Source organism: Larkinella insperata, assembly GCF_026248825.1.
GTDB classification, from domain to species: Bacteria; Bacteroidota; Bacteroidia; order Cytophagales; family Spirosomataceae; genus Larkinella; species Larkinella insperata.
In genome coordinates this window covers 1,222,595-1,235,417 of sequence record NZ_CP110973.1, presented here as the reverse complement: position 1 = coordinate 1,235,417, position 12,823 = coordinate 1,222,595, and the positions used below count along the sequence as shown (strand labels likewise).

The window sequence follows — 12,823 nt, the reverse complement described above, 5'->3', positions numbered from 1 at the left end:
TCTTGAGGGTAAGTAATACGTCAATACTTTCCGGCGGGCGGAATCGGCAACGGGACATAATCGCGGTTCAGAATCATCCATTCCTGAAGCTGCGCTTTGAGCTGGTGTTCAATCTCCTGGTACGGCTCATCCCCCGCCAGGTTGTTAAACTCGTTCGGGTCTTTGTCCAGATCATACAGTTCGAATAGCTCCCGGCGGGACGCAAACAAGCGCTGATCAACGTTCCGCTCCAGTTTGCCTTCGGCGTGGCGCTGCGATAAATCCAGCCAGAAGGGTTGAGCCGCAAAATCGACGGGTGTATACGGTAATTGCCACAATACGTTGTAAATCAGCTTGTACTTGCTGGTGATGACCGTCCGGCCCAGATCGAAATGAACGGTGCTGGTGGGCAACCCGTGCCCGTGGGCACCCCGCACCGAAAAAACGGACGCATGGGGTTCGTACGATGGCTGCTGAAAAGACGGCACCAGGCTTTTGCCGGTCATATTCTTCGGGATGGGTAAGCCCGCTATGTCGAGAAACGTGGGGGCAAGATCTTCCCCCGACAGAATGGCGTTGCTGACCTGACCGGCTTTGATCCGGCCCGGATGCCGGGCGATGAGTGGCACGTTGATGCCGAGGTTGTAAAGCGTTCCTTTGCCCCGCAGCAGGGCTCCGCCGTTGTCGCCCATGAACACCACCAGCGTGCTTTGTTCCAGGCCGCGTTTCTTGAGCTCGTCCAGCAAGCGCCCCACATCACCGTCCAGGCGCTGGATTTCGCCCAGGTAGGCGGCAAAATCTTCGCGGACCAGTTTGGTGTCGGGCCAGCCTTCCGGTAGTTTCAGCGTTGCCGGGTCCGGCTCGAAGTTTTTGGCCGTGAAGACGCGGTGCGGGTCGCTGTAGCCCACTTGCAGGAAAAATGGCTTGTTTCTGGGCGTCTTGTCCAGAAACTCCGCGTATTGCCGGTAAATGGTGTCGCTGTTGGCCGAAACCCGCAGGTAATCCACCCGGTTTTTAAAGGTTTCCAGACCGTACTTGTCGTAGACCTCCGCCGACTCCGGGATGGTTCGGTTACCGTCCAGGTGGAAGTTCCGGCCGCAGATTCCGGTGTAGTAGCCCGCCTTCCGGAGCAGTTCCGGGTAGGTAACGACATCCGCCGGAAGGGGTGCCGAAAAGCGCGTCATTTGAATATCCAGCGTCGAGCGACCCGTCATCAGGGCGGCCCGGGACAGTACGCACTGCGGAGCGGTGGTGTACGCCCGGGTGTAGCGAATGCCTTCCTGCGCCAGCCGGTCGATGTTGGGCGTTTTGATGCTCGGATAGCCGTAGCTGCTCACGAACGGCGCGCTGTGGTCGTCGGAAAGAATAAAAATGATGTTGGCGGGCTGCGGTTTGCTCTTCGGTTGGGCGGAGAGCAGGAGCGGGAACAGCCCGGCCAACAGGAAAATCAGGGCGTTTGATCGAATCATAAACGGGTTTCGGATGCAGGATAAACCCATACGTTTTTGATGGTTTTCTTATTTACTCGGCGAAACTAGACCGCAATTTGGCCCCACCGGCCTTCTTCTTTGGTCAGGACGTACAGCGATTCGTAGGAAGCGACCTGGCTGCCGTCTTTCCGGTACCGGGTGAATTTCGTGTCGATGTGCACCTTGTTGGGCGACGCCTGGACGACGTTCGTAAGCAACCCGTAAAGGGCATAAGATTAACTTGGTCGTGTGACTCATCAACTCCCATTTGTTCGACAAAAGCTGGTAAGGGTATGCCTTACTGTTTTTCACCGCCCTACCTGGGCGGTGAAAAACAGTAAGATTCAAATGACTTTTAATTCGGGCTCAATCGCGGCCAGGCCCGGCGAAATCAACGGCGTTTCAATCGCCACAGGAGTCTGGCCCTTGCTGGGTTCTTCCTTTACCATCGGACCGCCGTGCGCGAGTTCACTGCCTTCTTTCTTTGATTTCAGGATGGGCCACATAAACTGGGCGTACCATTCCTCCTGCTGGTAGTGGGAAATACCGTACGACTTCGGGTATTGGCGGGTAATCAGGCCCGTCCCGAAAATGACGTCCCACAAAAAGAACATGTTACCGAAATTGCCTTTGTAGTGCCCCACACCGTCGTCGGTTGTATCGGCGTGGTGGGCGTGGTGCGTGGCCGGGGTCGAGATGAGCCGTTCAAGCACCCAGGCGACGGGATGCAGCCACTTGTTGTCGTAGAACGGTTTGTCCCAGGGAATGCTCGAGTGCGCCAGCGTCGTAATCATCGACTTGATACCCCGAACGAACAGGGCCGGGTAGCCTAATCCCAGATACACCAGAACGGCCGTCAGATACGTCTGCGAAAAAAACATCGTGTAGATGATGTTCTGCCGGCTCGCCATCGCCATGCCCATGTACGGGGCGGAGTGGTGCGTCCGGTGAAAACGCCAGAGGAAGGGCACTTCGTGGTGCAGCCGGTGGTACCAGTACTGCGTCAGGTCGTCGGCCACGGCAATGATGGCGAAGCCCCACCAGAACGGCACCCAATCGAACGCATCTTTGAAATCCGGTAGCGCGAGCGGCAGAAATTTCAGGCTAAAATACGTCACCAGCGGGCGGATGACCAGCTTCGGCAGCGTAAAACAGGCAATGTCCAGCAGCTTTTCGTTTTTGTCCCAGTGCTTGTTGTACAGGCCAAACGAAAACTCAACAATACCAATCAGCAGAACCAGCGTGGGCAGCCCCCAGGAGTTCAGATTTCGGAAAACTTCTTCAAAGAAATGAATCATGGCGTTAACGGGTTTGTGGTGTAACTTTTGTCACGGCGGCTGCCTTGGCCGCTTTTTGCCGGGCCTTTTCCTCCCAGGGGCGCTGTCCGGTTACGTAGAACGTAGCAAACATCAGCAGCACCGGCAGCGCGTAGAGCAGCACGCTGAGCAGGGCATTGCGAACGATGCGCCGGGCAATTCGGGGTTCCATTTTCATACGAGACGACGGTTTAAGGGTGATGAACCTGGGTGTTCTGGGGCGAGGGCTTCAGCAGCGTCTGCGTCAGGCGCAGGCCCCAGAACAAAATCAGAAAAGGAATCAGCGTGACTAGAATGCCAACGGCAATCTTTTTCGCCAGCAGAACAAAGTCGGATCGGGTCATAGCGGTTTATTGGTTTTAGGGTCACAATCGGATGGGTTACCAACCCGGATTTTGCGTCAGCAGCGCGTTGTTGTCGATTTCCGACTGCGGGATGGGGTACAGCCGGTTTTTATCCGTTGCGTTGGTTTTGCCTACTTTATGCAGGTTCCGCACAAACGTGCTGTTGCCGGCCCCGTCCTTCTGCCGGATCAGGTCAAACCAGCGCTGGTACTCGTAGACCAGTTCGAGCCGGCGGTCGAGGTAGAGCGAATCCCGGAACTGATCCTTGGTCAGGCCCGGCGTTAAATCCGGCAATCCGGCCCGGTTGCGCACGCGGTTCAGCGATTTGTAGGCTTTGGCGGTGGGGCCGTTGGCTTCGTTTTCGGCTTCGGCGTGAATCAGCAGGAGTTCGGCGTAGCGCAGGATGGGCACGTTGGTTCCCGCTTCGCTGCTAACGGCCAGCGAGTTGGGGTCCCACCACTTGTTGAAGAAGGGCGTCGAATCGTTCGGAACGGCCGGGTTGGCAAACGGCAGCGCGTACTTACGACCGTTGGTCGGGCTGGTAAAGCTCGTGACGAATGTGGCGCGTTTGCGCTTGTCGGCGGGCTTGTACATCTTGTAAATGCTGTAAAACTTGTCGGCTCCTTCCGTGTAAAACCGGACCATGTGGGCGTAGTTGCCGGGAAGTCCGGGAATGGCCGACAGAATGGCCCGCGACATTTCGTTGTTTCCCTGACCCTGCGAATTGGATTTGAACTGGGCGGAGAAAATATGCTCCACGCCATTTTCCGTTGCGGGCAAAAACACGTCGGCGTAGTTGGGAATCAGGTTGTAACCGTAAGTGCCCGTTCCACCGTCGGCCGACGACAACGCTTCCTCTGCTTTTTTGACGGCATCCTGGTAATGAGCCGCGATGTTGAGCGGCAGCGACGCCTTCGTCAGGTACACTTTCGCCAGCAGAGCTTTGGCCGCTCCGGCCGTGGCCCGGCCCACATCCGGGGCGCTGTAGGAAGCGGGCAAAACGCTGGCCGCTTCGGTAAGGTCTTTCTCAATCTGCGCATAAACCGCCGTCGATGGCGATTTGGCAACCGCGTAGTCCGACGCCGAAACGGCCTTCTGGTACTCCGTAATCAGCGGTACGTCACCGTACAGGCGCACGAGGTTGAAGTAGTAGAGCGCCCGCAGGAACTTGGCCTCGCCCAACAGCCGGGCCTTCAGGGTCGCGTCAAATTCAATCGCCGGAATTTTCTCCAGCGCCACATTGGTCTTTTTGACGGCTGCGTAATGCTGCTGCCAGATTTCGTAGACGCGCAGGTTGGTGGAGGAGTGGGCCAGCACCGACAGCGACCGTACGTCGGGGTTGGTGGCACCCGGCCCCGGGTCTTCGTCATCGCTGGCCATGTTCATCCCGGTGTTGAACAGCGTGTTGTAAGGCGTCTGGATAGTGCCGCCCGAATTAAGCAGAAAATAAGCGGCATTGACGGCCGTGATCGCGTCGGCCTGCGTCTTGTAGTATTGATCTTCCGACTGAAACGCTTCCGGACTTTCTTTCAAAAATTCGGAGCAGGATGCCGTTGCCAGAAAAAGCAGGGCGACGGCGGTATAAGTTAACGCTTTCATTTTCGGTTACTTTAAAATTCTTGATTAAAAAGTCAGGGAGATTCCGGCCTGGTATGATTTGCTGTTGGGGTACACGCCCGAATCCACCCCCTTGTTGATCAGCGATTGACCATTGAGGCTGACCTCGGGATCGTAACCCGTGTAGTTGGTCCAGGTGACGGCGTTCTGTGACGATACGTAGATGCGCAGGTTAGTAATCCGGGCTTTGGCCAGCAGACTTTTCGGAATCGAGTAACCCAGCGAAATGTTCTTCAGTCGCACGTAGGTACCGTCTTCGATGAAGCGGTCCGAGATGGTGATGGCCGGGTCCTGGTAAGCCGCTTTTACGTCCGTGTCCGTATTGGTGGGTGTCCAGCGGTTCAACAAATCCCGGGATGCGTTCACGTAGCCGGTTCCAAGTTCGAGGTTGGCGCGGTTCTCGTTATAAATTTTTCCGCCAAAATTGCCCTGGAAGAAAACCGTCAGGTCGAAGCCTTTGTAGCTGAAGGTGTTGGTCAAACCGGCCGTAAAACCCGGTTGGTTGGCAATGACGATCCGGTCGCCGGCCTGGGTAATGACGCCGTCGCCGTTGATGTCCTTGTACTTCTGACCACCCGGGCTTTTGTTGGCCTGGGGCGTCAGGGCCGCGTCGCCGTTCTGAATCACCCCGTCAGTCTGATAAACGATGAACGAACCGAGTGGGTAGCCAACTTTGGCGATGGAAGCCTGCGAAATATTCGGAATGATCTGAGTAACACCGTCGCCCAAGCTCAAGATTTTATTCGTGTTTTTAGAATACACCAGAATCGTGTTCCACTTGAAATCGCCCGTCAGGTTACGCGAGTTGAGGTACAGTTCGATGCCCTGATTGGAAACGGCCCCGATGTTCTGGTAAATCGTGGAAGCCTGTCCGCCGTAGAAGTTCGAAAGTCCGGATGTGCCCGGCACCGTGCGCGACAACAGCAGGTCGGTGGTTTTTTTGTAGTAATAATCGGCCACCAGCTGAATGCGGTTGTTCAGCAGGCCCACATCAACCCCGCCGTCGACCTGGAAGGTTTTTTCCCAGCCCAAACCGGGGTTAGGAATGGTGTTCGGGGCAAAACCGGCCACGGTGGTGTTGGAAAAGTTGTACCGGAAATAAGCGAGTTGCGACAGCGACTGGTACGGCGGAATGCTCTGGTTCCCCGTCAGACCGGCGCTCAACCGGACTTTCAGCAAACTCACGTGCTGGACATTCTTGAAAAACGACTCATTGTTGACGTTCCAGCCGAAAGCCGCCGAGGGGAAATAGCCCCACTTGTTGCCCTGGCCAAACCGGGAAGAACCGTCGGCGCGCAGGGTCAGCGTCAGCAAATACCGGTCGTCGTAGGCGTAATTGACGCGGCCCAGGTACGAAGCCAGCGCCCATCGGGTGGCGAATGAACTGGGCGTCCGGTTGGTAATTCCGGTTCCCAGGTTATTGTACGAAAAGGCATCGGTGGCAAAACCGGCGGCTTCGGCCACGGCCCCTTTTGAATCCGACTGCTGGGCCGTAAACCCGACAACGGCATCAATCTTGTTTTTCGCGTCGATCTCCCGGGTGTAGCTCAACGTGTTTTCATTCAGCCAGTTGGTTGTGAAAGCCGAACCGACCAGCGCATTGCCCTGCAAGTTCTGGCCTTCGGCGGTGGCGATGGGCAGGTAGCGGTTTTGTTTGTTGTCAACCACGTCGGCTCCGAACAGGACTTTGGCGATCAGTCCGTCGGCAAGGGTATACTCGGCGGAGATGTTCCCCAGAAACCGGTTCGTGCGGGTTTCGTTCAACTGGTTGTAGAGTGAGTTGATCGGGTTTTGCAGGCTGGATTCAAACGGGCTGTTGACCACAAACGAACCATCCTGCCGGTAGATGGGAAGGGCGGGCGGGGTCAGCAGCAGATTGCCCACAATGGCCGCCGGGGCCACATCGGCCTTGCTCGTACTCCCGGTAATGCTGGCGCTCAGCCGCAGTTTTTTGCTGTAGTCGTGAATGATGTTGATGCGGGCCGAAAACCGGTCGAAGCCGGTGTTTTGCAAAATGCCCTGCTGGCTGAAGTAATTGCCCGATAGCGCCAGTTTTGTTTTGTCCGAACCCGACAGAATCGAAAGGCTGTGGCTCTGGATGGGCGCTTCCCGGAAGGCTGCGGCCTGCCAGTCGGTGCCGACTCCGCTGGTATCGAGGGAGTAACCGATGGTCGACGGAATCGATACGCTTTTGCCCGAGTTGCGGGCCGCATCCTTCCGCAGTTGCCACCACTCACCGGCGTTGAGCACGGGCACGGTCCGGATGACGCTCTGAATCCCATAATAGCCGTCGTAGGTAATGGACGATTTGCCTTTGGAGGCATTTTTGGTAGTGATGATGACCACGCCGTTGGCGCCCCGGGAACCGTAAATAGCCGTAGCGGATGCGTCTTTCAGAACGTCAATCGATTCAATGTCAGCCGTGTTGATGGTCGACATGGGGTTGATCTTTGCCCCATTGGTCACGCCCGCGTCGTTGAGGGTGTAATCGTTGTTAATCGGAAAACCGTCGATCACGTAGAGCGGATCGCTGCCCGCCGTGATGGAGTTGTTGCCCCGAATCTGAACGCTGACGCCCCCGCCCGGCTGGCCGGACGTCTGGGTAACGACGGCTCCGGCGACGGCTCCCTGCAAAAGCCGTTCGGCCGAAGCCACCGGTTGCATTTTAACCTCCGCCGGAATGGAGGCAATGGAACCGGTAATGTCGCTCCGTTTCTGGGTGCCGTACCCAACAACGACTAGCTCGCTGAGTTGGTTAACACTTTCAACCAGTTGGATATCAATGCTATTGGTCGCTGCGACGACTTCCTGAGAAATGTATCCGATGTAGTTAACAAGCAGAACGAAAGGAAGCTTCTGGCCGGTCTTGAGGGCAAATTTTCCTTCGGCATCGGTAATGGCACCGTTGGTCGTTCCTTTGATCTGGACGGAAGCGCCCGGGAGCGGTTCTTTGGTCCTGGAATCGATGATTTTGCCAGAGAGGGTAGCGTTAATGACGGGGCCTGTATCCTGGGCCGAAAGGCCAAAAGCATGGAGCAAAAAGCCCAGCCCAAGTACGAAAAATAAACTTTTTTTCATTGTTTTGTACTGGTTAAATAAAAAATAAGGTACTGGGACAGTCGTTGAAGCGACTGCCTGAATCATTTGCCAAAGTGAGCCTTGTGTTAACCAGCCAGCCCTGTTGCCGCAGGGCTGGCTTTTTTGTGTTGTTCTATAGCGTTATGGTTGAGTTTTGTGTGAATATAATAATGTCTATGGATTTTATATAGAATATGCTGGTGCTTCCGTACCATACGACGCAGCGGTTATCCGGCTCTTAGAAGAGAGCCGTCGCAAGCCGTGTAAAACGGTTTACGGTAAGCCGTAGTGTTTACACGTATTGGGAAATAAATCGACAACCGGGGCAGAAAAGGATGAACGTACAATACGTTACGGGAAAACTCAGACGGCTAGCAACAACAGCAGCCATCCGCACTCCATACCGATAGGAACTTGCCTGAAGAAGAGAGCATCCAATCAACAGATTGAGTAGACGATGCCGGAACGGTAAACCTGTTTTTCATTTTTATAAAATGAAAGGTTAAACATAGCCGAAAACCGAACTGGGGGCGTCGGCGTTGGGGGTGACTTAGTCTACTAAGTCACGCGACAAAGTAATGTAAAGCAAAATCGAAATGCAAGGAATTTGCCTCTTTTATTAGCAAATTGACAACCAATTCGTTAGTGATTGGATTTTTCGGGGGGATTTCAGGATAAGTTGGATACAGCTGCGTCAAAAGGGCATTCTGAAGCTCAATAAGACTTTTCAAGACCGTCTCAACTGTGGCTCCGCTTCGTTATTGAACAGCAGTCGGCACGGTCATCGGTCCCGGTTTACCAGATAAGACTTGTGCAAAAGCCCCCATTTCCGGAGCGCTTCAATCACCTCGTTCAGCGATTTGCTGTGCGGGGTCAGGGAGTACGTCACTTTGACGGGGAAAGTTTCTTCCACGGTTCGCTGAACCAGCCCGTTGGTGACCAGATCCTGCAATTCTTTGGAGAGCATCCGGTCGGTGATGCCGTCAACTTCCTTGGCGATTTCGCTGAACCGCTTTTCGCCGAAGGTGAGCGCTACGATGATCGGAAGTTTCCACTTTCCGTTTAGAATGTCCAGCGCGTCGCGGATGGGACGCAACGTGCCTTTGCACGCTGATTCCGAATGTTCGGGTTCAATGACTGTATTTTCCATAAGGCTTACTGTACTATCATAGAGGATAGCGCTATCAAGAAGTATAGGGCTTACAAATGTATAGTAAATAAGGATACATTTGTTTCATAAATGACAACGATCTTCTGCTTCAGTGGATTACCGTTGAAATTTACTAAATGAATACCAAGATCATGGAAACACAACTGATTGCAAAACCGGAGACAGCTCTGAAAAGAACGTTATCTGCCGTCCATACACCACCCGCCCAACCCGGTTTTCTGGGACCCGAGCACACCGCCCGGGCGGTCATTCAAACCGATTTTTCGCAAAGCGATCCGTTTATTGTGCTGATGGACGATGTACTCGATAAAAAGAGCGACGAACCCGTGGGCGGTCCGCACCCCCACGCTGGTTTTGAAACCGTCTCCCTGCTGCTGGAGGGTGAAGTCGGCGATTCGGGGCACCGAATGGAAGCGGGTGACTTTCAGATCATGACGGCCGGAAGCGGCATTGTTCATACGGAAAGCATTGAGAAGAAAGTAAAAATGCGGCTTTTGCAGATGTGGCTGAACCTGCCGAAGAAAGATCGCTGGGCCGCTCCCCGCGTGCAGGATCTTCCGCTGGCGCAGGTTCCCACGGTATCGCAGGATGGACTTACCATCCGGTTGTACAGCGGTTCGCTGGCGGGGATTACGTCGCCCGTACAAAATTACGTTCCGCTTATCGTGGCTGATCTTCACCTGCGGCCGGGTGTCGGCACCACGCAGCAACTCCCGGCCGCTTTCAACGCCTTTCTGTACGTTTTGGAAGGCAGCGTAGCCGTCGGCGATGAACAGACGGTTTTGCAACCGAATCAGGTGGGCTGGCTCAACCGGCTTACGGGCGATGCGGTCAGTGAACTGCGTTTGACGGCGGGTGCATCCGGAGGGCGGGTGGTGTTGTATGCCGCCCAGCCGCAAAACGATCCGATTGTTTCGCACGGTCCGTTCATTGCCGATACAGCCGATGAGATCAGAGAACTTTACCGGGCGTTTCGGCACGGTCAAATGAATCATGTATCCACGCTGCCCGAAGCCCAGCGGCTGAGCTACTGATTTTTCGCTAAAACGCCAGAGCCTCCGTTGGAGGCTCTGGCGTTTTAGACAATTCCCTATTGTCAGCGTGGCAGTGCGAAAGCCATGATGGAGCCGGAAGGGTTCTTTTCCGTACCCCCAACGGAGATGGCCACGTACTGTTTCCCCTTGACCATGTAGGTGCAGGGCGTGGCGTTGGCAACGGCCGGCAGGGTGGTCGACCAAATGAGTTTTCCGGTGTTTTTATCGAAAGCCCGCAGTTTTCGGTCATTGGTGCCGCTGATAAAAACCAGTCCGCCGGACGTGACGATTGGCCCCGCCGAACCTTCCTGACCGGTTTCCGGCGCGCCTTTTTCCTGCCGTTTTTCGTCATTTCCCAACGGAATCTGCCAGACGTAATCGCCCGTGGTCAGGTTAACGGCGCTTAGTGTGCCCCAGGGCGGACGGAGCGCCGGGTTACCGTCAGGGTCGCGGAAATGACCGTAGGCCGTCAGATTGAGGTAACGGTCGGCACCTTTCTTGGTTTTGCCGGTTTCGAATTTGGTTACCGCGTCACTGGCCTGCTGCTCCCGTTCGTACAGAAAAGCGATGATGCCCTTTTCCTTGCCTTTGACAACGCTGGCAAACGCGGGCATTTTTCCGCCCCCTTTTTTGATTTTGTCCAGAGCCGCTTCCCGGGTCATCCGGTTTTTCAAGCCGATCAGCGACGGGTAGTTTGGTTCGTCGCCGTTTTTGTCCTTGCCGTGACAGGCCACGCAGTAGGTCATATACAAGGCTTTCCCCTGCTGAAATACGGTCATGTTCTGGGCCTCCTGCTCGGGATCAACTTTGACCATCGATTCAATCTCGGGTGAGTCGTTGGATTTGACAAAAAGCACGCTGCTGGCCGGATCGTAAGCCGCACCACCCCATTCGGCCCCGCCCCGGGAGCCGGGCAGCATGAGCGTTCCTTTCAAATCCGGGGGCGTAAAAAGTCCTTCATACCGCATGGAGCGGTATTTTTTCACAATTGAATCGTGTCCCGCATCGGTATAGTGCGTCAGGTCCTGCTCGCTCATGTACTGCCGGGCAAACGGCTTGGGTTTCAACGGAAACGGCTGCGTGGGCCAGGCCTGTTCGCCGGGAATGGTGGAAGCGGGAACCGGGCGTTCTTCAATCGGGAACAGCGGCTGGCCGGTTACGCGGTCAAAAACGAAAATGAAACCGTGCTTGGTCACCTGGGCCACTGCATCAACGCGTTTACCGTCGCGTTCGACCGTCACCAGATTCGGGGGGGCGGGCAGGTCGTAATCCCATAAGTCGTGGTGAATGGTCTGAAAATGCCAGCGGTAGTGGCCCGTGGCCGCGTCGAGCGCAACCACGCTGTTGCCGTACAGATTCTGCCCGATGCGGTCGGCCCCGTAATAATCGTAAGAGGGAGAACCCAGCGCCAGGAAAACCATCCCCCGCTCCAAATCTAGGCTCATACCGGCCCAGTCGTTGGCTCCTCCGGCGTATTTATGGGCATCTTTCGGCCAGGTTTCGTAGCCGGGCTCACCGGGCAGCGGAATGGTATGAAACGTCCAGACCAGCTTGCCGGTTTTGCAGTGATAGGCCCGAATATACCCCGGCTGGGCCCCGTACAGCTCGGATACCTCGGCGCCCATGATGAGCAGGTCTTTGTACACAATTCCGGGGGAGGTTGGAATGACGGAGATGGTTTCGGGGTCGTCGCGCATCCCGACGTTCATACTGACACGCCCGTTTTTGCCAAAGCCGGGAATCGGCTGACCAGTGCGGGCGTTGAGGGCAAACAACTGATCGCCCCCGGTCACCAGAATGCGCTTGTCGTTGCCGTCTTCCCAGTAGGTGACCCCGCGGCTGACGCCCCCGCCTTCTGCGCCGTCAAACGGATCGAACGACCAGATTGGTTCGCCGGAAGCGGCATTGACCGCGTACACCCAATGCTTGGCGGAGGTGGCATACAGCACGCCGTCGACCACAATCGGGTTGCATTCGCTCCGGCCCGGGCGGGCGCCGGTTTTCATGTCCTGCATGGAAAACGTCCAGGCCGGTTGGAGCTGGGTTACATTAGTGGTATTGATCTGGTCGAGCCGGGCGTAGCTGGTGCTGTGGGAGTCGGCTTTGTAGATGCTCCAGGTCCGGCCATCGTCTTTGGTCTGGTAAGCCATAAAACCCCAAAATACCAAAGCCGTCAGGATGGCCACGAGGTTTCGGTTCCGAACGAGCTTCCGGCGCTTCGTAACGTCAATCATAACTGGTTAAAGGTTGTGGGAAAGGTAAGCAGAAAGGGCTAAAAAGCCTAAGGTGTTTCATCGGGCCCGTTTTCCGACAGAATGGGCCTGCGTCCGGCCGTCGGTTTTCCAAACGGGAGCGGCTTATTGGTTTATTCCTCCGTATCCCCAGAGTCGGATTTCAGGGAATTGGCCAGGTTGCCGATTGATGAAACGGCCGCCGTGGCCGATGCCAGGTTGGGAGCGGCCACGAACGTAACAATCAGGGCCGCCGTTGACAGCACGAGCGAGGCTGTCTGGATGATCTTTTCAACCCGTTCAAGCCGGTTAATGGCGTCTTTCAAACGGGTTGACCCTTCCAGAATGGCTTGAAAATGCTCGTCGAGCCCGTCGATGACCGCGATGGACGAATCAATGACCATCTTGGTCGACGCGAGCGTTAAAGGCCGGACCACATTGGCGTTCACGCTCATGAAATGATCAAAATCAATTTTGTTGTTCTGCAGGTCGGCCAGCAGCTTTTGCGAGATCGACAAGGCCATCTCATTGTAGAGTTGGGAGGTGGCTACGACGGTTGCGGAAATTTCCTGACGGTTCATGGC

The 12,823-nt window shown here is 55.5% G+C and carries 11 protein-coding genes; 1 reads left to right on the top strand and 10 read right to left on the bottom strand.

What is annotated here, in order from left to right; genetic code table 11:
- Positions 1-20: 20 nt before the first annotated feature.
- The 8 genes from OQ371_RS05005 to OQ371_RS04970 all read right to left on the bottom strand — a co-directional run bounded on the left by OQ371_RS05005 (position 21) and on the right by OQ371_RS04970 (position 8,953).
- Positions 21-1,448, bottom strand: a complete 1,428-nt coding sequence (locus tag OQ371_RS05005; protein WP_265992687.1) for a sulfatase family protein — start codon at positions 1,446-1,448, stop codon at positions 21-23.
- A gap of 65 nt (positions 1,449-1,513) precedes the next feature.
- Positions 1,514-1,666 (bottom strand): hypothetical protein, encoded by a 153-nt coding sequence (locus OQ371_RS05000; RefSeq protein WP_265992686.1) that lies wholly within the window; start codon positions 1,664-1,666, stop codon positions 1,514-1,516.
- Positions 1,667-1,792: 126 nt separating this feature from the next.
- Complete coding sequence (locus tag OQ371_RS04995; protein ID WP_265992685.1) at positions 1,793-2,746, bottom strand: sterol desaturase family protein; 954 nt, start codon at positions 2,744-2,746, stop codon at positions 1,793-1,795.
- A 4-nt stretch (positions 2,747-2,750) separates the two neighbouring features.
- Positions 2,751-2,942 (bottom strand): hypothetical protein, encoded by a 192-nt coding sequence (locus OQ371_RS04990; protein WP_265992684.1) that lies wholly within the window; start codon positions 2,940-2,942, stop codon positions 2,751-2,753.
- A 13-nt stretch (positions 2,943-2,955) separates the two neighbouring features.
- Positions 2,956-3,108, bottom strand: coding sequence for a hypothetical protein (locus OQ371_RS04985; protein WP_265992683.1), 153 nt, complete (start codon positions 3,106-3,108; stop codon positions 2,956-2,958).
- Between the two features lie 36 nt (positions 3,109-3,144).
- Positions 3,145-4,707, bottom strand: a complete 1,563-nt coding sequence (locus tag OQ371_RS04980) for a RagB/SusD family nutrient uptake outer membrane protein (protein ID WP_265992682.1) — start codon at positions 4,705-4,707, stop codon at positions 3,145-3,147.
- A 24-nt stretch (positions 4,708-4,731) separates the two neighbouring features.
- Positions 4,732-7,803 (bottom strand): SusC/RagA family TonB-linked outer membrane protein, encoded by a 3,072-nt coding sequence (locus OQ371_RS04975; protein WP_265992681.1) that lies wholly within the window; start codon positions 7,801-7,803, stop codon positions 4,732-4,734.
- Positions 7,804-8,584: 781 nt separating this feature from the next.
- The gene (locus tag OQ371_RS04970; RefSeq protein WP_265992680.1) at positions 8,585-8,953 is read right to left on the bottom strand and encodes a winged helix-turn-helix transcriptional regulator; all 369 of its coding nucleotides are present in this window, start codon (positions 8,951-8,953) and stop codon (positions 8,585-8,587) included.
- 137 nt (positions 8,954-9,090) lie between these two features.
- Here OQ371_RS04970 and OQ371_RS04965 point away from each other — a divergent pair, with 137 nt between their 5' ends.
- Positions 9,091-10,008, top strand: a complete 918-nt coding sequence (locus tag OQ371_RS04965; protein ID WP_265992679.1) for a pirin family protein — start codon at positions 9,091-9,093, stop codon at positions 10,006-10,008.
- A gap of 62 nt (positions 10,009-10,070) precedes the next feature.
- Here the strand turns inward: OQ371_RS04965 and OQ371_RS04960 are convergent, their stop codons facing one another.
- Positions 10,071-12,242 (bottom strand): outer membrane protein assembly factor BamB family protein, encoded by a 2,172-nt coding sequence (locus tag OQ371_RS04960; protein ID WP_265992678.1) that lies wholly within the window; start codon positions 12,240-12,242, stop codon positions 10,071-10,073.
- Positions 12,243-12,373: 131 nt separating this feature from the next.
- On the bottom strand, positions 12,374-12,820 hold the full coding sequence (locus tag OQ371_RS04955) for a hypothetical protein (RefSeq protein WP_265992677.1): 447 nt from the start codon (positions 12,818-12,820) through the stop codon (positions 12,374-12,376).
- Positions 12,821-12,823 lie beyond the last annotated feature (3 nt).

Bases quoted from the DNA above. Each gene is read 5' to 3' on its own strand.
- OQ371_RS05005 (WP_265992687.1), bottom strand. From the start codon at position 1,448: ATGATTCGATCAAACGCCCTGATTTTCCTGTTGGCCGGGCTGTTCCCG.
- OQ371_RS04995 (WP_265992685.1), bottom strand. From the start codon at position 2,746: ATGATTCATTTCTTTGAAGAAGTTTTCCGAAATCTGAACTCCTGGGGG.
- OQ371_RS04990 (WP_265992684.1), bottom strand. From the start codon at position 2,942: ATGAAAATGGAACCCCGAATTGCCCGGCGCATCGTTCGCAATGCCCTG.
- OQ371_RS04985 (WP_265992683.1), bottom strand. From the start codon at position 3,108: ATGACCCGATCCGACTTTGTTCTGCTGGCGAAAAAGATTGCCGTTGGC.
- OQ371_RS04980 (WP_265992682.1), bottom strand. From the start codon at position 4,707: ATGAAAGCGTTAACTTATACCGCCGTCGCCCTGCTTTTTCTGGCAACG.
- OQ371_RS04975 (WP_265992681.1), bottom strand. From the start codon at position 7,803: ATGAAAAAAAGTTTATTTTTCGTACTTGGGCTGGGCTTTTTGCTCCAT.
- OQ371_RS04970 (WP_265992680.1), bottom strand. From the start codon at position 8,953: ATGGAAAATACAGTCATTGAACCCGAACATTCGGAATCAGCGTGCAAA.
- OQ371_RS04965 (WP_265992679.1), top strand. From the start codon at position 9,091: ATGAATACCAAGATCATGGAAACACAACTGATTGCAAAACCGGAGACA.
- OQ371_RS04960 (WP_265992678.1), bottom strand. From the start codon at position 12,242: ATGATTGACGTTACGAAGCGCCGGAAGCTCGTTCGGAACCGAAACCTC.
- OQ371_RS04955 (WP_265992677.1), bottom strand. From the start codon at position 12,820: ATGAACCGTCAGGAAATTTCCGCAACCGTCGTAGCCACCTCCCAACTC.